General features: G+C 71.8%; 18 protein-coding genes. 7 read left to right on the top strand and 11 right to left on the bottom strand.

Going from position 1 to position 26,752, the window contains the following annotated elements; translation table 11 throughout:
• Nucleotides 1–5: 5 nt before the first annotated feature.
• The 3 genes from ACZ4UU_RS25280 to ACZ4UU_RS25270 all read right to left on the bottom strand — a co-directional run bounded on the left by ACZ4UU_RS25280 (nt 6) and on the right by ACZ4UU_RS25270 (nt 7,710).
• Nucleotides 6–3,560, bottom strand: coding sequence for a UvrD-helicase domain-containing protein (locus ACZ4UU_RS25280; protein WP_471905649.1), 3,555 nt, complete (start codon nt 3,558–3,560; stop codon nt 6–8).
• 116 nt (nt 3,561–3,676) lie between these two features.
• A complete protein-coding gene (locus ACZ4UU_RS25275; RefSeq protein ID WP_471905648.1) occupies nt 3,677–7,006 on the bottom strand; it encodes an ATP-dependent helicase in 3,330 nt (1,109 codons plus the stop codon).
• Nucleotides 7,007–7,263: 257 nt separating this feature from the next.
• A complete protein-coding gene (locus tag ACZ4UU_RS25270) occupies nt 7,264–7,710 on the bottom strand; it encodes an MGMT family protein (protein ID WP_471905647.1) in 447 nt (148 codons plus the stop codon).
• Nucleotides 7,711–7,896: 186 nt separating this feature from the next.
• On the opposite strand from ACZ4UU_RS25270, the gene ACZ4UU_RS25265 reads away from it, so the two are divergent.
• The 3 genes from ACZ4UU_RS25265 (at nt 7,897) to ACZ4UU_RS25255 (ending at nt 14,098) form a co-directional block, all read left to right on the top strand.
• The gene (locus ACZ4UU_RS25265) at nt 7,897–10,659 is read left to right on the top strand and encodes a lysylphosphatidylglycerol synthase transmembrane domain-containing protein (RefSeq protein WP_471905646.1); all 2,763 of its coding nucleotides are present in this window, start codon (nt 7,897–7,899) and stop codon (nt 10,657–10,659) included.
• A gap of 209 nt (nt 10,660–10,868) precedes the next feature.
• Nucleotides 10,869–12,416 carry an alpha/beta hydrolase gene (locus ACZ4UU_RS25260; protein WP_471905645.1) on the top strand — a complete coding sequence of 516 codons (1,548 nt, stop codon included), beginning with the start codon at nt 10,869–10,871 and terminating at the stop codon, nt 12,414–12,416.
• Nucleotides 12,417–12,550: 134 nt separating this feature from the next.
• A complete protein-coding gene (locus ACZ4UU_RS25255; RefSeq protein ID WP_471905644.1) occupies nt 12,551–14,098 on the top strand; it encodes an alpha/beta hydrolase in 1,548 nt (515 codons plus the stop codon).
• 68 nt (nt 14,099–14,166) lie between these two features.
• On the opposite strand, the gene moeZ is transcribed toward ACZ4UU_RS25255, so the two are convergent.
• From moeZ to ACZ4UU_RS25220, 7 genes are all read right to left on the bottom strand, one after another.
• Nucleotides 14,167–15,345 carry an adenylyltransferase/sulfurtransferase MoeZ gene (gene moeZ / locus ACZ4UU_RS25250; RefSeq protein WP_471905643.1) on the bottom strand — a complete coding sequence of 393 codons (1,179 nt, stop codon included), beginning with the start codon at nt 15,343–15,345 and terminating at the stop codon, nt 14,167–14,169.
• Nucleotides 15,346–15,408: 63 nt separating this feature from the next.
• Nucleotides 15,409–16,188: a spherulation-specific family 4 protein gene (locus ACZ4UU_RS25245; RefSeq protein ID WP_471905642.1), complete on the bottom strand. Its 780-nt coding sequence runs from the start codon at nt 16,186–16,188 to the stop codon at nt 15,409–15,411.
• Nucleotides 16,176–17,186 carry an NAD-dependent epimerase/dehydratase family protein gene (locus ACZ4UU_RS25240; protein ID WP_471905641.1) on the bottom strand — a complete coding sequence of 337 codons (1,011 nt, stop codon included), beginning with the start codon at nt 17,184–17,186 and terminating at the stop codon, nt 16,176–16,178. The genes ACZ4UU_RS25245 and ACZ4UU_RS25240 overlap by 13 nt, the downstream gene beginning before the upstream one ends.
• Nucleotides 17,187–17,347: 161 nt before the next feature.
• Complete coding sequence (locus ACZ4UU_RS25235) at nt 17,348–18,637, bottom strand: hypothetical protein (RefSeq protein ID WP_471905640.1); 1,290 nt, start codon at nt 18,635–18,637, stop codon at nt 17,348–17,350.
• Nucleotides 18,634–20,364, bottom strand: a complete 1,731-nt coding sequence (locus ACZ4UU_RS25230; RefSeq protein WP_471905639.1) for a DUF3492 domain-containing protein — start codon at nt 20,362–20,364, stop codon at nt 18,634–18,636. The genes ACZ4UU_RS25235 and ACZ4UU_RS25230 overlap by 4 nt, the downstream gene beginning before the upstream one ends.
• Before the next feature lie 257 nt (nt 20,365–20,621).
• The gene (locus ACZ4UU_RS25225; RefSeq protein ID WP_471905638.1) at nt 20,622–22,280 is read right to left on the bottom strand and encodes a DUF3152 domain-containing protein; all 1,659 of its coding nucleotides are present in this window, start codon (nt 22,278–22,280) and stop codon (nt 20,622–20,624) included.
• Between the two features lie 8 nt (nt 22,281–22,288).
• A complete protein-coding gene (locus ACZ4UU_RS25220) occupies nt 22,289–23,350 on the bottom strand; it encodes an alpha/beta fold hydrolase (RefSeq protein WP_471905637.1) in 1,062 nt (353 codons plus the stop codon).
• Between the two features lie 276 nt (nt 23,351–23,626).
• Here ACZ4UU_RS25220 and ACZ4UU_RS25215 point away from each other — a divergent pair, with 276 nt between their 5' ends.
• From ACZ4UU_RS25215 to ACZ4UU_RS25200, 4 genes are all read left to right on the top strand, one after another.
• Nucleotides 23,627–23,851, top strand: coding sequence for a hypothetical protein (locus tag ACZ4UU_RS25215; RefSeq protein ID WP_471905636.1), 225 nt, complete (start codon nt 23,627–23,629; stop codon nt 23,849–23,851).
• A gap of 240 nt (nt 23,852–24,091) precedes the next feature.
• The gene (locus ACZ4UU_RS25210) at nt 24,092–24,733 is read left to right on the top strand and encodes a TetR/AcrR family transcriptional regulator (protein WP_234765491.1); all 642 of its coding nucleotides are present in this window, start codon (nt 24,092–24,094) and stop codon (nt 24,731–24,733) included.
• Nucleotides 24,734–24,901: 168 nt separating this feature from the next.
• Nucleotides 24,902–25,129, top strand: coding sequence for a DUF3107 domain-containing protein (locus tag ACZ4UU_RS25205; RefSeq protein WP_062668721.1), 228 nt, complete (start codon nt 24,902–24,904; stop codon nt 25,127–25,129).
• A 181-nt stretch (nt 25,130–25,310) separates the two neighbouring features.
• Nucleotides 25,311–25,580 (top strand): hypothetical protein, encoded by a 270-nt coding sequence (locus tag ACZ4UU_RS25200; protein WP_471905635.1) that lies wholly within the window; start codon nt 25,311–25,313, stop codon nt 25,578–25,580.
• A 240-nt stretch (nt 25,581–25,820) separates the two neighbouring features.
• On the opposite strand, the gene ACZ4UU_RS25195 is transcribed toward ACZ4UU_RS25200, so the two are convergent.
• Nucleotides 25,821–26,585, bottom strand: a complete 765-nt coding sequence (locus tag ACZ4UU_RS25195) for a ferritin-like domain-containing protein (RefSeq protein ID WP_471905634.1) — start codon at nt 26,583–26,585, stop codon at nt 25,821–25,823.
• Between the last annotated feature and the right edge of the window lie 167 nt (nt 26,586–26,752).

Raw genomic sequence — 26,752 nt, 5'->3', positions numbered from 1 at the left:
CGAGCCTATCGGCCCGCACCGACATCCTCGGTGGGCGGTTCCTCACACCCCGCCTCCGCGACCGGCTGCCCGGTCAGCAGCCGCTCCAGTGCGGCCCGGCCCGGCAGGTCGTCCGGGCGTACGACCTCGCCTGTGCGGACGTACAGGAACACCGCGTTGACCGACCCCAGGGGAACGCCCTGCTGTTCGGCCCAGGCGAGCCGGTACAGGGCGAGCTGGAGCGGATCGGCGGTGCGGCTCCGGTTGGTCTTCCAGTCGACGATCTCGTACGTCGTCGTCCCCTCGGCGTCGACGTCCTTGTACACGGCGTCGATCCGGCCCCGTACGACACGGCCGGCGATCACGAGCTGGAACGGGGCCTCGACCCGGTACGGCGTGCGGTGCGCGTACGCCGTGCGCTCGAAGGCGTCCTTGAGGGCCTCGAGGTCTCGCTCGTCGGCGATCTCGGCCTCGCTGCCGGGCAGCTCCTCCGGCTCCAGCATCGGCAGCGTCAGCTCTTCGAAGCGGGCCTCGACCCAGGCGTGGAATCGGGTGCCTCGACGTGCGGCGGGTTGTGGAGGGCGCGGCATGGGGCGCGCGAGTTCTTGCGCGAACCCGTCCGGGTCTGCGGCCAGCCGCAGCAGTTGCGACGCGGTCAGCGAAGCGGGCAGGGGCACGTCCGTGACGCTCGCGCGGGCGCGCAGAAGCTCCCCGGTGAGGGCGTCGAGGTCGCGGTCCCAGCTGGCTATGGTGCGGGCTTCCTCCGGGGTGAGGGGCGCAGGTTCGCCGGGGTGAGGGCGAGCAGTGGGCCCCGCGGAGGGCTCCGGGGACGTGGCCTGGTGCGGGACGGTCGGGACGCGCGCGGCAGTGGGACGGTCCGTGGTCCAGGAGTCCCAGTCGCCGGAGTCCTCTTCGGACGGGGAGTCCCCCTCGAAGGGATCGCCGTCCCCCGAGAATTCATCGGGGATCGCATCGGGAAGCTCGCCGTCGAACGCATCGTCGTCCGGCGGCGGAGGCCATTCCGGGTCCTCGTAGGTGTCCGGGTCGTGCGTCGCGGCGGGGTGGCCGTCCCCGTGGGAGCCGAGGTTCTCCAGGTGGGCCAGGACGGTCTCGGCGGCAGCACGGCGTCGGGTCAGGGCGGCGTCGTCGAGGGGCAGCGGCCACACCTGGTCGGCGGTCTCCCGGTGCAGGGCCGGGTTCTCCTCGCCCTCGGCCGGCTCGTCGGCCCACGCCTCGATCTCGCCGTGACCGGCAGCGCAGTGGTCGTACAGCGCTTGGAGGAAGTCGGAGGGGCCGCGGGGCTTCTTCTGGCTCGGGCCCCACCAGTGGCCGGAGCCGAGGAGCAGGGAGCGGGGGCGGGTGAAGGTGACGTAGCCGAGGCGGAGTTCCTCGGTGTGCTGGTGCTCCTTCATGGCTTCGTGGAAGGCCTTCAGGCCGCGGGAGTCCCAGGAGGTGACGTCGGGGAGCGTGTCGGTGTCACCGCGCAGTTCGTGCGGCAGCACCTTGCCCTGCGCGGTCCACTTCTCGCGGCCCTGGGTGCTGGGGAAGGTGCCGGTGACCAGGCCGGGGACGGCGACGACGTCCCACTCCAGGCCCTTGGACTTGTGTGCGGTGAGCACCTTGACGGTGTTCTCGCCGCCGGGCAGGGCGTTGTCCAGGCCCTTCTCGTACTGGGCGGCGGTGCGCAGGAAGCCGAGGAAGGCCAGCAGGGTCGCCTCGTGGTCGCCGGCCGCGAACGAGGCGGCGATGTCGAGGAAGTTGGAGAGGGTCTCGCGGCGGCGGGCCGCCAGCGCGTGCGGGGACGCCGACAGCTCCACTTCCAGGCCGGTGACGGCCAGGACGCGGTGCAGGACGTCCATCAGCGGGTCGGACAGGGAGCGGCGCAGGTCGCGCAGTTCGGTGGCCAGGCGCGCGAACCGCACGCGCGCGTCCGGCGAGAACGGCAGCCTGTCGTCGTCACCGTCGCCGTCCAGCGGCGTCTCCAGGAACGTGTCGAGGGCGTCCGCGAGGGAGATCACCTCGGCGGGGTCGACCCCCTCGACCGCCTCGGCGAGCCGACGGTCCCGGTCGTCGTCACCGTCCACGCGCGCGTGGGACACCAGCATCCGGGCGCGGCGTCCCAGGAGGGCGAGGTCGCGCGGGCCGATCCGCCAGCGCGGGCCGGTGAGCAGGCGGACCAGGGAGGCGTTGGCGCCGGGGTCCTGGAGTACCTCGCAGACGGCGACCAGGTCGGCGACCTCGGGCAGGTGGAGCAGCCCTGACAGTCCGACCACCTCGACGGGGACGTCCCGGGCGACGAGCGCGCCCTGGATCTCGGCGAAGTCCGTCGCGGTACGGCACAGGACGGCGATCTCGCCGGGTTCCCTGCCGGTGCGGACGAGGTGTGCGACGGAGTCGGCGATCCAGTCGATCTCCTCGGCGTGGGTGGGCAGCAGCGCGCAGCGGACCGTGCCGTCGCGCTCGGCTCCTGGGGCCGGGCGGAGGGCCTCCACGCCCGCGTGCAGGGCGCGCAGGGGCTCCGCGAGGCCGTTGGCGAGGTCGAGGAGGCGGCCGCCGCTGCGGCGGTTCTCGCTGAGTGCCTGGCGGGTGGCGGGGTGGCCGTCGGCGTGGGCGAAGTGCTCGGGGAAGTCGTCCAGGTTGGCGACGGAGGCGCCGCGCCAGCCGTAGATCGCCTGGCAGGGGTCGCCGACGGCGGTCACCGGGTGGCCGGTGCCGTCGCCGAACAGGCCTGCCAGGAGGACGCGTTGGGCGACGGACGTGTCCTGGTACTCGTCCAGGAGGACCACTCTGAACTCGTCGCGCAGGACGCGGCCCACTTCGGGGACCCCGGCGAGTTGTGCCGACAGGGCGATCTGGTCGCCGAAGTCGAGAAGGTCGCGCTCTCTCTTGGCGGCGCGGTAGCGGACCACGAGGTCGGCGAGTTCCCGGCGCGCGGCGGCCGCCTCGGGGACCTTGCGCAGGTCGGCGTTGGTGAGCTTGGCGCTCTGGAGGCCGAGCAGCAGTTCGGCGTCGTACGCGCGCAGGGCCTCGGGCCGCACGAGGTGCTCGGCGAGTTCGGAGTCCAGGGCGAGGAGGTCGCTGACCAGGTCGGCGAAGGAGCGGGTGAGGGCCGGGTACGGGCCTGGGGCCTCGCGCAGCACGCGCGCGGCGAGCTGGTAGCGGGTGGCGTCGGCGAGGAGGCGGGAGGTCGGTTCGAGGCCGATGCGCAGGCCGTGGTCGGTCAGCAGACGGCCCGCGAAGGCGTGGTACGTCGAGATCGCCGGCTCGCCCGGCGGGTTGTCCGGGTCGATGACATCGGGGTCGGTGACGCCGGCCTTGACGAGCGCCTTGCGAACGCGTTCGGCGAGTTCACCGGCGGCCTTGTTGGTGAAGGTCAGGCCGAGGACCTGTTCGGGGGCGACCTGGCCGGTGCCGACCAGCCACACCACGCGCGCCGCCATCACCGTCGTCTTGCCCGATCCGGCTCCGGCCACGATCACCTGCGGGGCGGGCGGCGCGGTGATGCAGGCCGTCTGCTCCGGAGTGAACGGGATGCCGAGGAGCTCCTTGAGCTGATCGGGATCGGTGATACGGGCGGGCACATCGAAAGAGGCTAGCCGCGGCCACTGACAGTGGGTGCCGGATCACCCCTCTAGGGCGGGAGAATCGCAGGTCAGCACGGGAGGTGCGATGGGTCACTCCGGTCACTGACGAGGCGTCACTCGACCACGTGCCGCCCCTCGGGCCGTGCGCTGCAGGACGCCCGGAACGCGCAGTGGGTGCAGTGCTGGCCCGCAGAGGGTGTGAACCGTTCGTCGAGGACCTTGCCCGCGGCCGTGGCCAGCAGGTCGCCGACCCACTCCCCCTCGGCGCCGTCCAGGGGCTCCTGCGCCTGCACCTTGGGCAGTGTCTCGCCGCCGTCCCGCTTGGCGGCACCCTGACGCAGCTGCACCAGTTCGGCGCCGCCCGGTTCGGGACGTACGCCGTCGAAGGCCTCGTCGACGGCGCCCTCGTGGACGGCGAGCTGATAGACGGCGAGCTGCGGGTGGCGGGCCACCTCGGCCGCGCTGGGTGCCTGCTTGCCGGTCTTGAAGTCGACGACGTAGGCACGTCCTTCGCTGTCGGCCTCGACGCGGTCCATCTGGCCGCGGATGCGCACCTCGAAGTCGCCCGCCTCCAGGGTGACGTCGAAGTCGTGTTCGCTGGCCACCGGGGTGCGACCCGCGCGGTCCATCACGTGCCACTTCAGGAAGCGTTCGAGCGCCACGCGCGCGTTGTCCTTCTCCTGCGCCGACTTCCACGGCGCGTCGAAGGCCAGGGCGTTCCACACGGAGTCGAGGCGCTCCATGAGGACGGCGAGGTCGGCCGGGGTGTGCCCGGAGGCGACCTCGTCGGCGAGGACGTGCACCACGTTGCCGAAGCCCTGGGCGACGGTCGCGGGCGCGTCGGCCTTCACCTCGCGGCCCAGGAACCATTGCAGGGAGCAGGTGTTGGCGAGTTGGTCGAGGGCGCTTCCGGAGAGCACCACGGGCTGGTCGCGGTCGCGCAGCGGCACCTTGGACTCGGTCGGCTCGAACATGCCCCACCAGCGATACGGGTGCGCGGAGGGCACCAGCGGGCGACCGTCCTCGTCGGCGAGCGCGGCGAGCCGGGCCAGCCGGCGGGCGGCGGCCTCCCTGAGGGGGTCCGACGCGCGCGGGTCGACCGTCGTCGCCCGCAGCTCGGCGACGAGCGCGGCGACAGCCAGGGGGCGGCGCGGGCGGCCCGTGACGTCCCTCGGTTCGACGCCGAGCTCGGTCAGAAAGCGGGAGGGCTGGTCACCGTCGTCAGCCGGGGCCTTCACGGCCGTGACGACGAGGCGTTCACGCGCGCGCGTGGCGGCGACGTAGAACAGGCGGCGCTCCTCCGCCAGCAGGGCTCCCGGGGTGAGCGGTTCGGCGAGTCCGTCGCGGCCGATGCGGTCGGCCTCCAGGAGGGAGCCGCGGCGGCGCAGGTCAGGCCACAGGCCCTCCTGGACGCCCGCGACGACGACCAGGCGCCACTCCAGCCCTTTGGAGCGGTGCGCGGTCATCAGGCGCACGGCGTCGGGGCGTACGGCGCGCCGCGCCAGGGTGTCGGCGGCGATGTCCTCGGCCTCGATCTCCGCCAGGAAGTTCAGAGCGCCCCGACCGCCCGTGCGCTCCTCCGCGCGGGTCGCTGTCGCGAACAGGGCGCACACGGCGTCGAGGTCGCGGTCGGCATTGCGGCCGGCGGCGCCGCCGCGACGGGTGGCCCGCTCCAGGCGGGTGGGCCAGGGTGTGCCCTCCCACAGGTCCCACAGCGCCTCCTCGGCCGTACCGCCGCCCGCGAGGCGCTCACGGGCCTTGCGGAGCAGTGCGCCGAGGCGCTGGGCGCCACGCGCGTACGTGGGGTCGTGCACCGCCAGCCGCTCCGGCTCGGCCAGGGCCCGTGCGAGCAACGCGTCCGAGGGCGGCGGCAAGGGGTTGCCCGCGGCCCGCTCCTCCTCGCGCAGGGCCCGCCCGAGACGGCGCAGGTCGGCGGCGTCCATGCCGGCGAGGGGGGAGGCGAGCAGCGTGAGGGCGGTCTCGGTGTCGAGCCAGGACGGCTCCGGCTCCTCGGTCGAAGCCTCGGCCTCGGCCTCGGGGCGTACCAACGCCTCCGCCGTGGCGACCGCCCGCAATGCCGTCAGCAGCGGCGCCACCGCCGGCTCGTGCCGCAGCGGCAGATCGTCGCCGTCGATCTCCAGGGGCACCCCTGCGGCGGTGAGCGCCCTGCGCACCGTCGGGATCGTGCGCGACCCGGCGCGCACCAGGACGGCCATCTCGCCCCAGGGCACGCCGTCCTCCAGGTGTGCCCTGCGCAGGATGTCGGCGATGTTGTCCAGTTCGGTGCCGGCTGTCGGGTAGGTGAAGACCTCGACGCGGCCGCCCTCACGGACCGGGGCGAGCTCCCGGTGGGCGCGTACCTTCTCCGCCGGGAGCCGGGTGAGCGGCATGCGCTGGGTCAGCAGCCGTGTCGCGGCCAGCAGGGCAGCGCCGGAGCGGCGGGAGGTGCGCAGGACCTCGACGGGCGCGGGGCGGCCGTCCGTCCGCGGGAAGGCGTGCGGGAACTCCAGGATGCCGTTCACGTCGGCGCCCCGGAACGCGTAGATCGACTGGTCGGGGTCGCCGAAGGCGACGAGGGTGCGCCCGCCGCCGGCGAGGGCCTGCAGCAGCCGTACCTGGGCCGGATCGGTGTCCTGGTACTCGTCGACGTACACGGCGTCGTACCGCGCGGCGAGCCGCCGGGCGGCCTCGGGGCGGCGGGCGAGGAGCACCGCGCGGTGGACGAGTTCGGCGTAGTCGAGGACGCCCTGCATGTCGAGCACGTCGAGGTACTCGGCGAGGAAGGAGGCCGCGGCACGCCAGTCGGGTCGGCCGATACGGCGGGCGAAGGCGTCCAGCGCGTCGGGGCCGAGACCGAGTTCGCGGCTGCGGGCGAGGACCGCACGGACCTCGTCGGCGAAGCCTCGCGTGGTCAGACAGGCGCGCAGCTCGTCCGGCCAGCGCACATGGGCGAGTCCGAGCCGCTCCAGGTCCGGCTGGCCCGCGAGTAGCTCCCGTACGGTCACGTCCTGCTCGGGGCCGGACAGCAGTCGCATCGGCTCCACGAACAGGTCGCTGTCCTGGTGAGCGCGGACCAGGGCGTAGCAGAACGAGTGGAACGTGGTCGCCCGGGGCGCGCGGGCCGCTCCCATGCGCAACGCCATGCGGTCGCGCAGCTCCACGGCGGCCTTGCGGCTGAACGTCAGCACCAGGACACGCTCGGGGTCCGAGCCACGGGCGATGCGGGCCGCCACCGACTCGACGAGCGTGGTGGTCTTGCCGGTGCCCGGGCCTGCGAGAACGAGCAGTGGTCCGGTCCTGTGGTCAACCACGGAGCGCTGTGCCGCGTCCAGACGAGGGGGAGCCGTGCTCACGACAGGAGTACGCACCAGCCGGTAAGCGCCACGGGTCCCCTGTCGCACCTGGGGGTGCGACAGGCGCCTGGTGGAGGAAGAGGAGCTCACGTGGTTCGCCGGTCCTGGTGGGTGTGCTGGTGGGACGCCCCTCGCGCGTGGAGGGCGGTGGCCGCGGGGTGAGGGGGACACGCGCAGCCGACGCTACGCCGACGGGTGGTGCGGAAGCAGGGCTTCCGATTCATCCCTCGGTTCACTTGCGACACGTACGTCCCTCACCTCACGAACGTACGTCATGCCACGGACGTGCCCTCTTTCCCCCATACGAATCACGGGTCACACAGCGGGTCCTGCGATGGCGGAAGCTGTCAGGTGTGACCCTGTGCACGCTCGCCGCCGTCCCAGCGCGCCCGCCTCATGTCGAGGCGCGGCAGGTGGCCCTCGGCGGCCCTGCTCGCCTCCTTCAGCGGCGTGCCCTCCGCGCGGTAGTGCTCCAGCGCCCGCAGCTCGTGCCCGGGCAGCAGGACCCCGTCCGCGCGGACCACCCGCCACCACGGAACGGCGCCCCCGTAGAGGGCCATCACCCGGCCGACCTGGCGGGGCCCGCCCTCCTCCAGCCATTCCGCGACGTCCCCGTACGTCATGACGCGGCCCGGCGGCACCAGCTCGGCGACCTCGAGGACCCGCTCGGCGTACTCCGGCAGCGCGTCCGCGTGCTCCGGGCGGACGTCGTGGTCCTGGCGGATGTCGTCGCGGCCCGGGCGGACGTCGTCGCGGTCCGGACGATCATGGTCCGGAAGACTCTCCTCACTCATCCGGCCCATCCTGCCCCACCCCACCGACAATGTGACGCGCTCGCCACCGTGCGTGTGCCTCGTCCTGTGGCGACGCTTCGGGCAGACTGTGCGCCCCCGCATTTGCACCCTGATGCCCCCGTGTGTCGGTGCAGCATGCCACCATCGTGCGGGCGGTGACTGGTGATACGAGATCAAGAAGAGACGATGAAGCAGCAGGGTGCGCACCCGGAGGACGCGGAAGGCACCTCTGACGCTTCGTCGCGCCCTGGCACCGCGAACGCCGACGAGAAGGACACCGGCGACGGCGGCGACAGGGGCAGCGACAGCGACACCGGCGAGAAGGACGAGGCCGCGTACGAACTGGACGAGACGCACGTCGACGAGGTCGAGGGCGACGAACCGCTGCTCCCCGCGCGCGTGCACCGTCCCTCCGACCTCATGCGGCTCCTCGTGGGCGTGCTCGGCATCGTGCTGCTGCTCGCGATCGCCGCGTTCGCGCACGGCACCACCTCGGGCCTCGAACAGGACATCAACAAGGGCACCGGCCAGGCGCCCGACGTGTTCAGCAAGATGGCCGGGCTCGTCTCCAGCATCGCCATCCTTTTGGTGCCCGTCGCCTTCGCGATCGAGCGGCTCATCAAGCGGGACGGACTGCGGATCGCCGACGGTGTCCTCGCGGCCGTCCTGGCACACGGAGTGACGCTAGCCACGGACCTGTGGGTCGCGCGGGCCGCCCCCGAGTCCATCCGAGACGCCCTCACCCAGCCCTCGCCCGGCGACATCGGCTCCCTCACCGACCCGGTGCACGGGTACCTCGCGCCGGTGATCGCGTACATGACCGCCGTGGGCATGTCCCGCAGACCCCGCTGGCGTGCGGTGCTCTGGGCGGTCTTGATCCTCTACGCCTTCTCCATGCTGGTCACCGGCTACACCACGCCGTTCTCGATCCTCCTGACGCTGCTGATCGGCTGGACCGTCGCCTACGGCACGCTGTACGCGGTCGGCTCGCCCAATGTCCGGCCCACCGGACGGACCCTGATGGCGGGCCTCAGGCACGTCGGCTTCCGCCCGGTGAGCGCTGCCCGCGAGGAGAGCTCCGACACACAGGAGACCGGCGACCGCGGCCGGCGCTACTTCGTCACCCTGGAGGACGGTCCGCCGCTGGACGTGACGGTGGTCGACCGGGAGCAGCAGGCTCAGGGCTTCTTCTATCGCGCGTGGCGCAATCTGACACTGCGCGGCTTCGCCACCCGAAGCAGCCTCCAGTCGCTCCGTCAGGCCCTGGAGCAGGAGGCACTGCTCGCCTACGCGGCCATCGCGGCCGGTGCCAACGCGCCCAAGCTGATCGCCACCTCCGAGCTCGGCCCGGACGCCGTGATGCTGGTCTACGAGCACACCGGCGGGCACACCCTGGACTCGCTGGCGGACAAGGAGATCACCGACGAACTGCTGCGCGACACCTGGCTCCAGGTCAAGGCGCTGCAGTCCCGGCGCATCGCGCACCGCAGGCTGGTGGGTGACGCGATTCTGGTGGATCGTTCCGGCAAGGTGATTATCACCGACCTGCGTATCGGCGAGATCGCGGCGAACAGCCTGCTGCTGCGCATGGACATCTCCCAGCTGCTGGTGACCCTCGGCCTGCGCGTGGGCGCCGAGCGCGCGGTGGCCTCGGCGGTGAGTGTGCTCGGCCCCGACACGGTGGCCGACTGTCTGCCGATGCTCCAGCCCATCGCCCTGAGCCGCTCCACGCGCGCGACGCTGCGAAGACTCGCCAGAGAGAGGGCCCAACGCGAGCGCGACGCCGTACTGGAGGCGTCCAAGCACGCGAAACACGCCCGCAGCGAGGAGGCCCCGAGCGAGGCCGCGCCGACCCTCGACAAGCCGGACAAGAAGACCGTGCGGGCGCAGGCGCGGGCCGAGAAACGGGCCATCGACGAGGCTCTGGACGAGGCGCGCGAGGAGGATCTGCTCACCCAGATCCGCCACGAGGTGCTGCGGATCAGGCCGCAGGCGCCGGTCGAACCAGCCCGTCTTGAGCGGGTGCGGCCGCGCACGCTGATCAGCTTCATCGCCGGAGCCATCGGCGCGTACTTCCTGCTGACGCAGCTCACGCACATCGAGTTCGGCCCGCTCATCTCCAACGCGCAGTGGGGCTGGGTGGCCGCGGCCGTGCTGTTCTCGGCGGCCAGCTACTTCGCGGCGGCGATGGCGTTGCTGGGCTTCGTGCCCGAGCGGGTGCCCTTCCGGCGGACGGTGGCGGCCCAGGTCGCCGGATCGTTCGTGAAGATCGTCGCGCCGGCCGCGGTCGGCGGCGTCGCCCTGAACACCCGCTTCCTCCAACGCGCGGGAGTGCGGCCGGGGCTCGCGGTGGCGAGCGTCGGCGCGTCGCAGCTGTTCGGGCTCGGCTGCCACATCCTGATGCTGCTGTCCTTCGGCTATCTGACCGGTACCGAGAAGACGCCGTCGCTGTCGCCGTCCCGGACGGTCATCGCGGGTCTGCTGACGGTGGCGGTGCTGGTGCTCGTGGTGACCTCGGTGCCGTTCCTGCGGAAATTCGTCGTCACGCGCGTGAGGTCGCTTTTCGCGGGTGTCGTCCCGCGCATGCTCGACGTGCTTCAGCGACCGCAGAAGCTGGTCACCGGCATCGGCGGCATGCTGCTGCTGACCGCCTGCTTCGTGATGTGCCTGGACGCCTCGATCCGGGCGTTCGGCAGCGAGGGCACCTCGCTCAGCATCGCCAGCGTCGCCGTCGTCTTCCTGGCGGGCAACGCGCTCGGCTCCGCGGCACCGACCCCGGGCGGCGTGGGCGCCGTGGAGGCGACCCTGACCGTCGGTCTGATCGCCGTGGGTCTGCCCAGCGAGGTCGCCGCGCCCGCCGTGCTGCTGTTCCGGCTCCTGACACTGTGGCTGCCCGTGCTGCCGGGATGGCTCGCCTTCAACCACCTGACCCGCAAGGGCGCGCTGTAGCGCGAGGCGGCGCATCGCGAGCAGGCGTATCGCGAGCAGGCGTATCGCGAGGCGGCTATGCGGGACAGCGGGGCTTGTCGTATGACTCGACTCCGCCGACGTCGTACGTCGTAAAGGTCGGAACAGGTCAAGGCGCCGTCGTACCTCGTACGTACCTCGTACGGCTCGCGCCCCGAGCGCCCCACCCCGTACGACCCCAGGATGGGACCATGCCGAACCCGCCCCGGACGCGTGCCGCTGCCCTGACCGCCGCAGCCCTGCTGCTGTCCTCCTTGCTGGCGGGATGCAGCGACGACGACTCCGGGGACGAGGATCTGACCGCCCAGGAACTGCGTTGGAAGGACTGTCCGGCCCCCTCCCAGGCGCAAGGCGGCGCGGGCAGCCCGTCGCCCCTGCCGGACGGCGGGTCATGGCAGTGCGCCACGATGAAGACGCCCCGCGACTGGAACGATCCCGAGGGCGACACGATCGACATCGAGCTGATCCGGGTGCGGACCAGCGGCACCGAGGACCGGCGGATCGGCTCGCTGATCTTCAACTTCGGCGGGCCGGGCGCCTCGGGCGTCACCGCACTGCCCTCTTTCGGCGACGCCTACGAGAAGCTGCGCACCCGCTACGACCTGGTGAGTTTCGATCCGCGCGGGGTCGGTCGCAGTGCACCCGTGCTGTGCGAGAACGACCAGCAGCTCGACGCCTACTTCCAGCAGGACACCTCGCCGGACGACGCCACCGAGCGGACCGAACTGCTGGACAACACCAAGGAGTTCAACGAGGCGTGCGAGGACAACTCCGAAAGGATGCTCCCGCATGTGCGCACCACCGACGCGGCCCGCGACATGGACCTGATGCGACAGGTACTCGGCGACGACAAGCTGCACTACTTCGGCATCTCCTACGGCACCGAACTCGGCGGCGTCTACGCCCACCTGTTCCCGCAGAACGTGGGCCGCGCCGTCTTCGACGCGGTGGTCGACCCGACGCAGAACTCCGAGCAGGGCACATTCGGGCAGGTCAAGGGCTTTCAGCTCGCCCTCGACAACTTCGCCGAGGACTGCACCTCCAAGACCGAGGACTGCCCCATCGGCGACACCGCCCAGGACGTCAAGGACCGCATCGCCAAGCTGCTGAAGGACCTCGACCGCAAGCCGATCCAGGGTGTCTTCCCGCGCGATCTGACACAGAGCGCGGCGACCAACGGCATCGCGCAGGCGCTGTACTCGAAGGATCTCTGGCAGTACCTCACGGAGGGTCTCGAGCAGGCGTACGACGGTGACGGCAGGATCCTGATGCTGCTGTCCGACTCGCTGAACGGACGCAGCGAGAACGGTGAGTACAGCAACATCACCGCCGCCAACATCTCGATCAACTGCGCCGACGACAAGCCGCGGTACACCCCGGAATACGTCGAGCGCAAACTGCCCGAGTTCCGGGCCGCCTCGCCCCTGTTCGGCGATGCCTTCGCCTGGTCCCTGCTCAGCTGCACCGACTGGGCCGTGCCGGGTGCCGCCGACCATCCCGACGTCAGCGCGCCGGGTGCGGCACCGATCCTCGTGGTGGGGAACACGGGCGACCCGGCCACGCCGTACGAGGGCGCTCAGCGGATGGTGGAAGCGCTGGGCGCGGGGGTGGGTGTGCAACTGACGTACAAGGGTCAGGGGCACGGGGCCTACAACAGCAAGAACAAGTGCGTGCAGGACGCGGTGAACGGATACCTGCTGGACGGGAAGGTGCCGGCGACCGGCACCGTCTGCTCCTGAGACCGGCCGGGCACCATTAAAATCGCAGGTCAGAGAGTTATCCACAGGCTCCGACGGTCTTTCCGTGATCCGCCTACTATGGCCAGACCGCCATCCGCGGCACGGTGCGGACGGCCTGCGAGGGGGGAAGTGAGATGGCGCGTTTCGTACGGTGGACGGCCCTGACGGCGGCCGCCGCCCTGTTGGCGACGGGTTGCAGCGGCGGCTCGTCGGACAGCGCGGATGCCGAGGGGGAGACGAGCGGCACGGGGGCGTCGGCCTCCTCCGCCGGCTCGACGACCCCGCTGCCGTCGTCCCTGACCTCGCAGAAACTCGACTGGGGACGCTGCGAAGCCACCGATGACTCCCCCGCGCCGGGCGACGAGTGGCAGTGCGCGACGCTCAAGGCACCGCTGGACTGGTCCGAACCGAAGGGCGGGACGATCGACCTCGCGTTGATCCGCACCAAGGCCACCGGCGACGACCGCATCGGCTCGCTGCTGTTCAACTTCGGTGGCCCCGGCAGCTCAGGGGTGTCCACCCTGTCGTGGTACGCCTCCACCGCGTCCGAGCTGGGCAAGCGGTACGACCTGGTGAGCTGGGACCCGCGCGGGGTGGGCGCCAGTGAGGGCGTGCGCTGCCGCGGTGACAAGGAGATCCAGGCCTCCGAGTCCGTGGACATCACACCGGACTCTCCGGCCGAGGAGACTGCGTACTTCCGGGATGCCGCCGCCTTCGGCAAGGGCTGCGAGAAGTCCGCGGGCCCTCTGATGGCCCATGTGTCGACCACCGACACCGCCCGCGACATGGATCTGTTGCGCCAGGTTCTCGGCGACAAGAAGACGCACTACTTCGGCATCTCCTACGGCACCGAACTCGGCGGGGTGTACGCCCACTTGTTCCCGAAGAACGTCGGGCGCCTGATCCTGGACGCGGTCTCCGACCCGAGCGCCGACTCCGCGGGGCACGCCGAGAACCAGGCCAGGGGCTTCCAGCGCGCGCTGAACAACTACCTCCGCTCCACCGGCCAAGACCCCGAGGCGGGCACACGGAAGATCATGAACCTGCTGAAGCGGATCGACGCGAGCCCGCTGCCGACGTCGTCCGAGCGCAGGCTCACGGAGACACTCGCGCTCACCGCCCTCATCCAGCCGCTGTACAGCGAGTCGCGGTGGCCGACCCTGACCAGCGCCCTGGAGGCGGCCGAGCAGGGCGACGGCTCGGAACTCCTGGCGCTCGCCGACGAGTACAACGAGCGCGACCCGTCGGGCCGTTACGGCACGGGATACCACTCACAACGGGTCATATCGTGCCTGGACGACAAGCAGCGGCCGACGGTCGAGGAGACGAAGAAGCTGCTGCCGAGGTTCGAGAAGATCTCGCCCGTGTTCGGCCCCATGCTGGGCTGGGACGTCGGGGGCTGGTGTCACGACTGGCCGGCGGCCGGGCAGTACGACACCCCGGAAGTGAGCGCGCCGGGCGCGCCACCGATCCTGCTGGTCGGCACCACCGGCGACCCGGCGACGCCCTACGAGGGCACCCGGAGGATGGCGGACGAACTGGGCAAGGGCGTCGGTGTGGTGCTCACCTGGAAGGGCGAGGGCCACGGCGCGTACGGGAAGGGGAGCGACTGCGTCGACTCCGCGGTGAACGCGTATCTGCTGGAGGGGACGGTGCCCGAGGACGGCAAGGTCTGCTCATGACGACGGCGGGGGCTTCGAGCACCACGGGTGCTCGAAGCCCCCGCCGTGAAAGCCAGGGACCCCTCGGGTCAGTAGACCGGCTTGTCGGGCTCGATCTGGTTGACCCAGCCGATCACGCCGCCGCCGACGTGCACGGCGTCGGCGAAGCCCGCCGACTTCAGGACCGCGAGGACTTCCGCACTGCGGACACCCGTCTTGCAGTGCAGGACGATCTTCTTGTCCTGCGGAAGGCCTTGAAGGGCGGTGCCCATGAGGAACTCGTTCTTCGGGATCAGCCGGGCGCCGGGGATCGAGACGATCTCGTACTCGTTGATCTCGCGGACGTCGATGATCTCGATGTTCTCGCCGTCGTCGATCCACTCCTTGAGCTGCTTGGGAGTGATCGTCGAACCGGCGGCCGCCTCCTGGGCCTCCTCGGAGACGACGCCGCAGAAGGCCTCGTAGTCGATGAGCTCGGTGACGGTCGGGTTCTCGCCGCAGACCGCGCAGTTCGGGTCCTTGCGAACCTTGACCTGGCGGTACTGCATCTCCAGGGCGTCGTAGATCATCAGGCGGCCGACCAGTGGCTCACCGGTGCCGGTGAGGACCTTGATGGCCTCGGTGACCTGGATGGAGCCGATGGACGCGCACAGCACACCCAGGACGCCGCCCTCGGCGCAGGAGGGGACCATGCCCGGCGGCGGGGGCTCCGGGTAGAGGCAGCGGTAGCAGGGGCCGTGCTCGGACCAGAAGACGGAGGCCTGGCCGTCGAAGCGGTAGATCGAGCCCCACACGTACGGCTTGTTCAGCAGCACACAGGCGTCGTTGACCAGGTAGCGGGTCGCGAAGTTGTCCGTGCCGTCGACGATCAGGTCGTACTGGCTGAAGATGTCCATCACGTTGTCGGCCTCGAGCCGCTCCTCGTGAAGGATCACGTTCACGTACGGGTTGATGCCGAGGACGGAGTCGCGCGCGGACTCGGCCTTGGAGCGGCCGATGTCGGCCTGGCTGTGGATGATCTGACGCTGGAGGTTCGACTCGTCGACCTCGTCGAACTCCACGATGCCGAGCGTGCCGACGCCCGCCGCGGCCAGGTACATCAGCGCCGGCGAGCCCAGGCCGCCGGCGCCCACACAGAGCACCTTGGCGTTCTTCAGCCGCTTCTGCCCGTCCATCCCCACATCGGGGATGATCAGGTGGCGGGAGTACCTGCGAACCTCGTCTACGGTGAGCTCGGGGGCCGGCTCGACCAGGGGTGGCAGCGACACGGGGACTCCGTTGGTCGGTCGATCACTACGGTTGTTCTCTCCGTAACAGTGCCATGGCCTTTTTCATTCCGAGACACCTGTTCCGATCCGCGAGACGATTTCGTCCCAGTAGCCGGGCATGGCCTCCCACGGGTCTGCGCGTCCGCCGCGGTCCGTGTGGTCGGTGAACCAGACGGTCGCGGCGCCCTGCCAGCGGGCGATGCGCAGCGCCTCGTCGAGGTGGCCGAGGGGCACTCCGTGGACGAAGTGGCAGAAGCGGTCGGGCGGGTAGTCGGCCGTCCACTCGGCCACCTGCGACCAGCGGTAGTCACGCCACGAGCCACGGAAGGTGACCAGTTGGTCGGCGCACTCGGCGTAGCCCGGGTGGGGGTGGGTGCCGTGGCCGAGGACGATGTGGGCCTCGTCACGCAGCGCCCGGAGCGTGGTGACCGTACGGCAGATCTCGGGCAGAGCGGCCCGCTCGGTCGGGCAGCGATCCAGGAAGAAGCCGTCGACCCGGTACCAGTCGAGATAGCGCTGGGCCTCGGAGATCACCTCGCCGAAGGCGCGGGCGCCACGTGCCGTGTCGAGGCGGGCGGCGTCCAGGTGGGCCGTGTCCAGGTGGCCGAGGACGCGGACGCCCGCGTTGTGGAGCATGCCGGCGGCTTGCAGGCAGTGCGGGTCGGGACGGGCTCCGGGGCCGTCGGCGACGTCGAGGACGACCCAGTGCACGGGAGTGCCGGGCCTGGTGAGTTCGCCCCACTCGGCCGGGGCGAGCAAGGGGTGTGCGTAGCCGGGGACGCCGAGGCCGGTGCGGAGGTCCGTGTTCGCCGTGATCGGCGTGGTGCCGGTCAGATACGGCATGCCGCCTCCATCCAGATGTCGCCCAGCGACTCCTCCAGGTTGATCCGGGGGCGCCAGCCGAGCCGGTCGCGTGCGGTGCGCACGTCGGCCTGCTGCCAGCTGCCGCAGCCGTCCGGGTACGGGTACACGACCGGGGCGGACTGGCCCGAGACCGCGTGGGCGGCATGGACCGCGTGGCTCACGTGCATCGCGTGGTCCGAGTCGGCGCGGGGGTGGCCGATGGACGGGCGCAACGGGCCGGGCGGGCCGTCGAGTTCGTGGAGGGCGCCGCCGTATCCGGCCACGCGCGCGAGGACGGCGGCGGCGTCACGGAGGCGGACGGCGCGCCCCGAGCCGATGTTGATGACGCCCTGTGCGGCGGACAGCGAGGCGGCGTGGACGGCGCGGGCGACGTCGCGGACGTCGACGAAGTCGCGTTGCGCGCCGAGGCCGGTGAGTTTCAGCTCGCCGTCGCCCGACTGCATGGCGCGGCGCATGGCCTCGGCGAGTCGGCCGAGAGGCGAACCGGCGGGGGTTCCGGGGCCCGCGGGTGAGAAGACCCGGAGGACCACGGCGTCCAGGCCGGAGCCGAGGACCAGTTCGGTGGCGGCGAGTTTGCTGACGCCGTACGGGCCGCCGGGGCGGGGGACGGCGTCCTCGGCCGTGGAGGAGCCGGGCTGGCTCGGGCCGTACTCGGCGCCGCAGCCGATCTGCACGAGGCGGGCGCCGCAGCCGCTGCGCCGCAGTGCCTCGCACACGGTGGCGACGGCGACCGTGTTGTGGCGGGTGAGTTCGCGGGCGCCGCCCCTGGTGGCACCGGCGCAGTTGATGACGACGCCGGGGTGGACCGCGTCGAGGAAGCGGGTGAGGGCACCGGGGCTGCCGGAGGCGAGGTCGAAGCGGACGTCGGCGTCGTCACCGCGGCCGAGAGCGGTGAGTTGGACGGCGGGGTCGGCGAGGAGACGGTCGGCCACGAAGCGCCCGAGGTAGCCGTTGGCTCCGATCAGCAGGACTCTCATCGGGCGGCTCCCGGGGCCGAGGGGTGATCGGGTCGGGAGGTGATCATTTGGGGTTCTCCTTCAAGGGGTCTCAGACGGAGGGGGCTGGGGTGGTGATGCCTCCGGTTGCGGAACGGTGAGGGCTGTGGCGCGCGCGGCGGTCGGTGCCGCTCGGCGGGGGTTCACTGCTGGTCCCGCGTCGCGTGTGCCGAGGCCCTCGTGAGGGTGCGGGTCGCGTGCAGCAGGAGGATCAGGGCGGCCGTGCCGCAGGCGGCGGCGGGGACGGCGGCCGGGCCCCAGGTGTCGATGAGGGTCTCGACAGGGGTCGCCAGCCAGGCACAGCCGGGGAGGCGGGCCGCGAAGAGGGCGGCCAGGGCCGTGGCCTCGGCCGAGGCCGCGGCGGTCAGGACGAGCGCGGGGGCGTGGGTGAAGCCGTGCGTGGTGAGGAGGCGGGCGAGGAACAGGAGGCCGCCCAGGGCGAGGGTCTGGGGGTAGGCGAGGGGCTCGTCCAGGGCAGTGGTGGTCAGGGTCAGCAGGGCCGCCAGCGCGCAGAGATAGAGGGTGAGGGTGCCCAGGAGCAGCGGCTTCGCGGAGGCGGCGAACTCCTCCAGGGCCCGGCTGGACGAGAGCTTGCGACGGGCCCGTACGGCGAGGAGGTGGGCGCACCACGCCGCGGGGGCGCAGGAGAGGCTGAGGGCCAGGACGGGGGCGGTGGTGAACGGCCAGGGGCTGTCGACCGCGCCGTTCGGGAGGGCGTCGGGTCCGCCGGCGGCGGCTGCCTGGAGGAGTCCGTCGCCGAGGAGGGCGTAGGCGGCGAGCCAGGCGATTCGGGTGGCACAGGGATGTCTGCGGTCCTTGCCGGCGAGGGGGCCTCGGGCCAGGGCGGCGCGCAGGGCCAGGGCCACGGCGAGGGCTCCCGCGGCGGCCGCGATCAGGCGGGACTGGCCGTGGGTGAGGTGCAGGGCGATCACGGCCGCCGTGCAGAGAGTGCCGGGGAGGAGGCTGAGGAGGATCCAGTCGGCGCGTGCGCGGGGAGCGCCGGGGGGCGGAGGGCCGGCGGGCGTGTCGGCGTCGCGGGGTACGCGGGCGTAGATCTCCTCGGCGAGGGAGAAGACGTCCCGGTGCAGGAAGCGTGACGCGGTGCGGTCGGTGATGCCGTGGGCCTCCAGGCCGGCGGCGATCTCCAAGGGGTCCACCGCGCGTTCACAGAGGGCGCGGTGACGGTGCATCAGTGCCTTGACGGGGTCCGCGCCGGTGCGGCGGGAGGAGGCGGGGCGGGGGCCGTAGGTGCGGCTGGAGGTCGGTGCGTCGACCGTGGCGGGCCGCGACTCGGGGGCACGTTCCCGGACGTCTCCCTCCACTCTCTCCGGGGCGTCCCCCTCCACCGTGAGCCACTCCTCCGACCGCTCGTCCCAGGCCCCTGGGCTGGTCGGAACCCCGGGGCGGTCCAGTCCGCCCAGGCCGCCGCTCATCGCGCTCCCTCCGTCGCGGGCAGCACGGTGGCGCGCACGGGGGCTCCCGGCGGTCGAACCGGGCCGCCGCGAGCCACCAGGCGTGCAGTGCGGTCGGTCCACCGGCCGGGGACATGGGCTTCGGCGGGGACGGCGAAGGGCAGGGGGTCGCCGGCCTCGTCCAGAACGAGGCGGCGGACCGGTGTGCGCGAGACGATCTCCAGGTAAATGCCGTGAAATGCCGCGACGTTCTGCTCGACAGTGAACAGTTCGAGCGCACGCGCGCGTGCGGCCGCGCCCAGCCGTTCACACCGCTCGGGGTCGCGCAACAGCGCCACACAGGCCTCGGCGAGCGCCCGCGGATTGCGCGGGGGGACGACGAGACCGGTACCACCGATGACCTCCACCACCGCGCCGACGTCGGTGGACACGGTCGCGCGCCCGCTGAACATGGCCTCGACCAGGCCGATCGGAAAGCCCTCGACGACGCTGGACAGGACGGCCACGCCGCCCGAGGCGTACGCGTCGGCGAGGGTGGGGATCTCCGGGCCGCCGATCTCCTCGAAGGAGACGGGATTGTCGCCGACGGTGTGCGGGCCCTCGGCCTCGTCGGGGAAGAGCTGCGCGGCCAGTGCCCTGCAATGGCCGAGGTAGGCGGCGCCCTCGGCGCCCGACGGGCTGCCGACGATCCGCAGGCGGGTCTTCGGCTCCTCCTTGCGTACCTCGGCGAAGGCGTGCAGCAGCGACACGATGTCCTTGGCCGGTTCGATACGGCCGACCCAGACCAGCGAGTCCGGCTCCGCGCACCCCGGGGCCTCGCCGACCTCCGCGAAGCGGGAGGCGTCCATGCCGGGGTAGACCGTGCGCAGCTTCGCGCGGTCGGCGCCGCAGCGCTCCTGCCAGCGGCGGGCGTGGCCGTTGCCGGGCGTGATGAGGGCGGCCCGGGCGTAGGCCTCGGCGGCGAGCCTGCCGTGCAGGGCGGCGAGCAGGGAGCGTACGGCGGGCGAGGCCTCGGGTGCGGCCAGGTAGTGGGTGCGCAGGCGGACGCCGTACTCGGTCAGCAGGAGGGGTACGCCGCTGAAGTGGTGGGCGAGCAGGCCGGGGAGGGCCGCGGCGCCACCGGAAGTGGCGTGGCAGAGGTCGACCGAGCCCAGGCCGTCGTCCTCGTACCAGTCCAGCGAGAGGGGGCGCAGGGCGCGTTCCAGATGCGCGGCGAAGGAGAGCAGATCGGGGACGCGCGCCTCGCGCGCCGTGCGCAGGGCACCCCGCGCTCGGCAGGCGCGCTCCAGGGCGCGTACGGCGGCCTCGGAGCGGAGCGCTCCCACCAGCCCACCCTCGTCGCGGGCGAGTTCGGCGAGCCCGTACAGCGCGTTGCCGAAACGGTCCGCCTCAGTGGCCGAGGCGTGCTCGGAAGCTGCGGATGCGTCTGCGGCGGACCCCAGACCGGCTGCGGCACCCCCGGCGCAGAGAGCGGCCACCAGCTCGCCGTAGCAGTCGGCGAACCTGCGGCGCGCGCGGCGGCCGTATACCACCCCGTCGTCCTCGGCCGCCCACAGCGGTGCGGTACGCACACGGCTGACCTGCGGTGGCAGCGGGACCCAGCCCTCGTCCTCCTGGCGCTCGCTGCTGCTGAGCGCGTAGATGTCGAACTCGTGCTGCCCGAGCCCGCGCACGAGCCGGTCGCACCAGAGCCTGGCGTCACCGCTCACATACGGATAGCCACCCTCCGCAATCAGTCCGATGCGCACGAGCACACCCCCGATCTCCCTAAGGGGAGCCGCCGTTCCCCCGGCGGCTCACAGCGGGACGAACGTATGCGGACAAGGCGGTGGCGCGATGGACGGTTGTCCATCGCGCCACCAAAAGGGGTGAACGGTCGTAACTTTCCCGTGCAGGTCGCGTTCCGTCGCGCTAGGGACCCAAGCGCGCACGCATCGTCACAGGGACCCGGACGGCCCGAACGTCAGCGACAGTGAATGCCGGCCACGTACCGAGGGGACACCCGTCAACTCCCGGGGTACGCCCAGGGGTTGGGGCGACAGCGGATTCCGTCGTGGTCGAGGAACTTGGTCTGCTGCTGCATGACCGGAGCGAGCTCACCGTCCTTGTCGCAGGTCACATGTTGGTAGCCGAGCCGGTGACCGACCTCGTGGTTGATCAGCATCTGCCGGTATTCGTAGATCCGATCACCGAACGTCTCCGACCCCTGAGCCCATCTGTACGCGTTGATCATGACGCGCTCGGTGGCGGCGGAGTCGCACGACACATTGTCGACAGTGGTGTCCAGACTGGACTTGGCACACCAGTCGGCCGTCGTACCCGGACTGGCCAGCGTGATCACGAAGTCCGGCTTGCCGGAGTAGATGCGCTCGAAGGTACGGGCGCCGTTGTGCGCCCAGCTGCGGTCGTCGTTGAGCGTCTTCTGCACGGCCTCGGCGAAGAGCTCGCCGTCCAGCCCGAGCCCCTCCTCCACGTCCACGCGATAGCTGAACTTCTGCCCTCTGCCGGGCGCCTTGTCGACACCCGGGATCGCCTCGAACTTCCCCGAGCCCTTGAGCGTGGCGCTCAGCGCGTACGTCCGCCCCATCTTCTGCTCGTACGTCAGCGGGGCCACGCTCGGCGAACCGGAGGGCGTCGGCCGCCCGTCCCCGCGCGAGGCCGACTCACGGTCGTCCCGCGCCCGATCCGCGGCGGACTGCGACTGCACGTCGTTGTCGTCCCGCCCCTTGGCGACCTGACCGGCGACCACGACGGCCAGCACGGTGACCACGGCGGCGGCCGCGATGCCGGAGAAGGTCCGGCCCTTGCCGCCCTTGGCCGCGACGGGCTCGCCGGTCGGCGGGGTGTCGTCGTCCACGTCCGTCTCGGCATCGTCCGCGACGCCGTCGCCGGCACCGGACCGGGTGTCCCAGTCGGTCACGGAGCCGTAGAGGCCGGCCGCGTGCGCGGTCTCGGACGTACGGGGCGCGAAGACGTCGACGTCCGCGTCGAAGGCCTCCAGGTACTCCTGCCGGGGCCCTTCGGACGGCGATGCCCGCCGGGGCCGTGGCAGCGGAACGCCGGTCGCGGGCGGCGCGCCGGCGCCCGCGGGAGCGCCGTACGCGACCCCGGTACGCCCCCTCAACTCACCCCAGGCACCGCCGGGTTCACGCTGCTCGGGATGGCCGCCACCGGCCCGGGGGGTGCCGTGCGCGGGGGTGCCGTCGGGCAGCCTCGGGACACCCCGGGCCGGGGTGCCGTCGGAGAACCTGGGAAAACCATGGGCAGGAGTGCCGTCGGGCAGCCGCGGAACCCCGTGCGCCGGCGTGCCGTCGGGGAACCTCGGGAAGCCATGCGCGGGCGTACCGTCGGGCAGCCGCGGAACCCCCTGCGCCGGCGTGCCCTCGGGAAAGCCCCGGCCGCCGTACATCGGAGCCCCACCGCCAGGCATCCCCTGCCGAGGAAGCGGTGGACCCGGCACCCGGCGACCGCCCGGCCCGCCCCCCTGCGGCCAACCGCTCTGCCCCGCTCCCGGACCCGCTCCCGGCGCGGACGGCCCTCGCCGGCCCGCACTCGTCTCCGGCGGTACCCCACGGGAGTCACCCCGGGCGTCCTGTCGTGCCGTCGTGTCCGCGGTGTCGCGCTTGGGCTTGGCGGCGGGCCCGCGGCGGCTGTGACGTCCCACGTCGCGCCTCAGCTCCCCGCGTTCTCGGTCACGGCGTCGCCCCGGTCCGCGGCGGCCTCCTTACTCAGGGTCCCGCCCCGAGCGGGCCCCGCGGCCGTCGGCTCCCCTGCCGACGCCTCCCCCGACTCCGCCAGGAGTTCACGGAACGCCCGGGCGACCACCTCCGGGTACTCCATCATCGCCACGTGCCCGGCCTCCGGCAGGCTCAGCAGGCGGGAGTCACGGAAGCTGCGGGCGGCCCTGCGGCACATGCGGTAGCCCACGAGCTGGTCGCGGCCGCCGTAGACGAGCAGCGTCGGGGCCAGCACCCGCTCGGCCTGACGCCACAGCGCGTGCTGCCCACCCAGCGTGTAGGCGTTGACCAGGCCGCGCGCGGAACGCGTCAGCGCGTCCCAGAAATACGGCAGTTGCAGCCGCCGTTCCATCTCCTCGACGGCGTGGGTGAATCCTTCCGGCGACACGCGCGTGGGGTCGCCGTAGCAGAGGTGCATCACGCCACGGACCCGCTGCTCCGCCGTCCACTGCTTGGTCACCCGGGTGAAGAGCGTCGTCACCCCGGGCACCGCGAGCAGGGCCGTGGGCACGGCGCTGCGCTGGACGCGGATCTCGGGCAGGGCGGGAGACACGAGCGTGAGCGTACGGACCAGGTCGGGACGTACGGCGGCGACGCGCGTGGTGACGGCGCCGCCGAGCGAGTTGCCGAAGAGGTGTACGGGGCCTCGGCCGGAGGCGTCGAGATAGCGGATCACCGCGCGTGCGTGCGCGGTGATCGAGTAGTCGCCGTCGTCCGGTGGCGGCGAGTCGCCGAAGCCCGGCAGGTCGACCGCCTCGCAGTCGACGTCGCCGTCGAGCAGCTCCATCAGTGCCGACCAGTTCTGCGAGGAGCCGCCGAGTCCGTGGACGTAGAGTGCGGGCGGCAGGCCCTCGCGCGCGGGCGGTCTCGACCGCACCGTCAGCGTGATCCCCGGCAGCCCGACCGCGCGCAGCCGCTCGCCCTCCGCGACCCTGACGGTCGCCACCTTGGGGAGCACATTGACGGCCGGCGCTGACGGGAGCTCGGTCGAAGACATGCGGCAATGTTACGAGACGATCACGCAGTGGTTCATGTGTTCGCCGTCACAAGTCGACACGTACATGGCAGCTTCCCGGCCGGGAAACCGGGCACCCGCACCACGACCACAGAAACCACCCCGAGGACGCCCGAATCACCCACAGATCCCCCGCGGGATCGCATAGCGTCCGGATCCGGTGTCTCCTAGGCTCGTACGCAGGGCACCCGGATGTGGACCCCTGCTTCACCCAGGGACGTCGTGCCCCACGGGGACGTTCTAGGAAGGGAGCCCGCCATGGCCGTCGATCCCAGCGACCCCGAGACCTTCGCGGTCGAGGACACCGAGCAGGACGAGGAGTTCGACGTCGAGGCCCCCGCGGCCGACGCCGCCGAGCAGCAGGCCGACGTCAGGCCCGACCGCGACGACCGGCTGACCGGCGCGAACCAGGACCGGGCCAACGAGGCCGATCTGATCGAGCAGGCGCGCGTGGTCTCCATCGACGAGGACGACTACCGGTGACGCGGAGCGGCACAGGGGCCGCTGAGTGCGAACGCAGGTACAGCACGGCACGGAAGAGAGTGCCGTTGAGCAGGAGAGAGGCCACTTTTTGCCCGTTCCGACCGGGTTTCAAACCTTCTGCGCGACTTTCGTCACTGTCCGGTCCGTGAAATTCTGCGCTCGCACCGCGCACACCAGGGTTACCGAAAAGTACGATGGCGACGCGGCGCACACCGCATGTGGACGACATTGGGAGGCGGCGTGACAGCCATCGAGCAGACAGAGGCGGCACGCCCGCGGGGCACTCGCCTGCCGCGCCGTGCCCGACGGAACCAGCTCCTGGGCGCTGCCCAGGAGGTTTTCGTCGCGCAGGGATACCACGCTGCCGCGATGGACGACATCGCCGAGCGCGCCGGCGTCAGCAAGCCGGTGCTCTACCAGCACTTCCCGGGCAAGCTCGACCTCTATCTCGCCCTGCTGGACCAGCACTGCGAGTCACTGATCCAGGCGGTGCGCAACGCGCTCGCGTCGACGACCGACAACAAGCAGCGCGTCCGCGCGACGATGGACGCCTACTTCGCGTACGTCGAGGACGACGGCGGCGCCTTCCGGCTGGTCTTCGAGTCGGACCTGACCAACGAGCCGGCCGTGCGCGAGCGCGTCGACAAGGTCACGAACGAGTGCGCCGAGGCGATCTGTGACGTCATCGCCGAGGACACCGGCCTCTCCCGCGCGGAGTCGATGCTGCTCGCCTCCGGCCTCGGCGGCCTCGCCCAGGTCGTGGCCCGCTCCTGGCTGCACAGCGACCGAAGCGTGCCCCGCGACCAAGCGGTGCAGCTGCTGACGTCCCTGGCCTGGCGCGGCATCGCGGGCTTCCCGCTGCACGGCACCGAGCACCACTGAGGCGACGGCATGAGGCGACGGCACGCACACGTGCCGGGCGTTTGTTCCCGTCCACTGTTCGCTCCTGGCGTTCTTGGGCGGAGCGTGAACGTCCCCTCACCGGGCTAATGTGTGCTGGGTACGGCGCGGAAGGTCGCGCACTTCACTGACCGTCGGAGGGACATAGCCGTGGAGGTCAAGATCGGCGTGCAGCACGCGCCCCGCGAGATCGTTCTGGAGAGCGGTCAGAGCGCCGAGGACGTGGAGCGGGCGGTGTCCGAGGCGCTCGCCGGCAAGTCGCAGCTGCTGAGCCTCGTGGACGAGCACGGCCGCAAGGTCCTGGTCCCGGCCGACCGCCTGGCGTACGTGGAGCTCGGTGAGCCGGCTCCGCGCAAGGTGGGCTTCGGCGCGCTGTAACAGGCGTCGGCGGACAAGCAGGACGGGAGGGGCCCGGCGACCACGGTCGCCGGGCCCCTCCCGCGTTTCTCCACGGACGGAGCACAGGCCTCTCACCGAGGAGGATTGCATTCCGCAGGTCAGGGGTATGACGGGCTACGACCGTTTCGAGCAGGTCGGCCATGTGGGAGGGACCCCCAGCATGCTCTTGGAAGCGCTCAGCTCCGCGATCCTCGGCCTGGCCCTGGCATGGGCCACCGCCCACCGCCTGCCGCACCGCCTGCCCGCCCGCTCCCTGGTCCTGCCGACCGGTGTCGCCGGCGCCCTCTTCGGCGCCTTCATCACCCACACCGCGCTGGACTTCGGCAACCTCTTCGTGATCCTCGTCGGCTCGGCGGTCGTCTCCGCCGCCTCCCTCTCCCTGCTGGTACGCCCGGCGGGAAGACTCCGCCGCCACTCGGCGACCGCGTAAGCCCCGACAACGACCGGCCGCCGGACGACTGACGCCCCGTTCTCGGCCCGTCCGACGTTTGAGGACGAGCACTTCCAGCCCATCCGGCGTTTGAGGACGAGCACTTCCAGCCCGTCCGGCGTTTGAGGACGAGGCCCGGAGGGCCGATTGCGGGGGTCCAGGGGGCGGCAGCCCCCTGGCGGGGTCGAAGGGGCGGAGCCCCTGGGGATGGGACGGGTAGGGGCGGCGGGGGCGAGAAACCTACGCCGCCAAGCCCAGCGCAGCCATCCGCTTCGTATGAGCCTCAGTGATCCGCGAGAACATCTTGCCGACCTCCGCGAGATCGAACCCGTCCGCGACCCCACCCACCAGCATCGTCGACAGCGCGTCCCGGTCGGCGACCACCCGCTGCGACTGCGACAACGCCTCCCCCATCAACCGTCGGGCCCACAGCGCGAGCCGCCCACCCACCCGGGGATCGGCGTCGATCGCCGCCCGTACCTTCTCCACCGCGAACGACGCATGCCCGGTGTCGTCCAGCACGGCGAGCACCAACCCACGCGTGTCCGAATCGAGCCGAGCCGCGACCTCCCGGTAGAAGTCACTGGCGATCGAGTCACCGACGTACGCCTTGACCAGCCCCTCCAGCCAGTCCGAGGGCGCCGTCTGCCGATGGAACCCGTCGAGCGCCGCGACGAACGGCTCCATGGCCTGCGTCGGCTCCGCCCCGATCTCGGTGAGCCGGTCCCGCAACTTCTCGTAGTGATGGAACTCGGCGGACGCCATCTTCGCCAGCTCCGCCTTGTCCGCCAGCGTCGGCGCCAGCTTGGCGTCCTCCGCCAGCCGCTCGAACGCCGCGAGCTCCCCGTAGGCCAGCGCGCCGAGCAGATCCACGACAGCGGCCCGGTACTGCGGATCGGCGGCGGCCCGCGCCCAGTCCTGGGCGGCGACCCCGGTGTGCTCGGCGGGGGTGTCGGAGGGGTCAGGGACGTCGGAGGTGTTGTCAGGCGTCGTCATGAAGCGCACAATAGCCCGCTCACCGTGTCACGGAAGTCCCTGGTCAATCACTGTGACGCCGACTACGTGACCAATTCGGCCATCGCATGTGCGCGATTCCGGGGTATGGTGGTAATGCGCCCGCTGAGTACTCTGACGTATTCGACGGGCCGCACGTTATGAGGATGCCCGGTCGG

The organism is Streptomyces sp. NPDC028907 (assembly GCF_055564995.1).
Note: the sequence above shows the minus strand (reverse complement) of the source record. Positions and strands in the feature narration are given on the sequence as shown.

What these genes read in the sequence shown, in the direction of transcription:
- ACZ4UU_RS25265 (WP_471905646.1), top strand. Translation starts at nt 7,897, where the DNA reads ATGAAGCAGCAGGGTGCGCACCCGGAGGACGCGGAAGGCACCTCTGAC.
- ACZ4UU_RS25245 (WP_471905642.1), bottom strand. Translation starts at nt 16,188, where the DNA reads ATGCCGTATCTGACCGGCACCACGCCGATCACGGCGAACACGGACCTC.
- ACZ4UU_RS25240 (WP_471905641.1), bottom strand. Translation starts at nt 17,186, where the DNA reads ATGAGAGTCCTGCTGATCGGAGCCAACGGCTACCTCGGGCGCTTCGTG.
- ACZ4UU_RS25270 (WP_471905647.1), bottom strand. Translation starts at nt 7,710, where the DNA reads ATGAGTGAGGAGAGTCTTCCGGACCATGATCGTCCGGACCGCGACGAC.
- ACZ4UU_RS25215 (WP_471905636.1), top strand. Translation starts at nt 23,627, where the DNA reads ATGGCCGTCGATCCCAGCGACCCCGAGACCTTCGCGGTCGAGGACACC.
- ACZ4UU_RS25200 (WP_471905635.1), top strand. Translation starts at nt 25,311, where the DNA reads ATGCTCTTGGAAGCGCTCAGCTCCGCGATCCTCGGCCTGGCCCTGGCA.
- ACZ4UU_RS25235 (WP_471905640.1), bottom strand. Translation starts at nt 18,637, where the DNA reads ATGAGCGGCGGCCTGGGCGGACTGGACCGCCCCGGGGTTCCGACCAGC.
- ACZ4UU_RS25260 (WP_471905645.1), top strand. Translation starts at nt 10,869, where the DNA reads ATGCCGAACCCGCCCCGGACGCGTGCCGCTGCCCTGACCGCCGCAGCC.
- ACZ4UU_RS25255 (WP_471905644.1), top strand. Translation starts at nt 12,551, where the DNA reads ATGGCGCGTTTCGTACGGTGGACGGCCCTGACGGCGGCCGCCGCCCTG.
- ACZ4UU_RS25220 (WP_471905637.1), bottom strand. Translation starts at nt 23,350, where the DNA reads ATGTCTTCGACCGAGCTCCCGTCAGCGCCGGCCGTCAATGTGCTCCCC.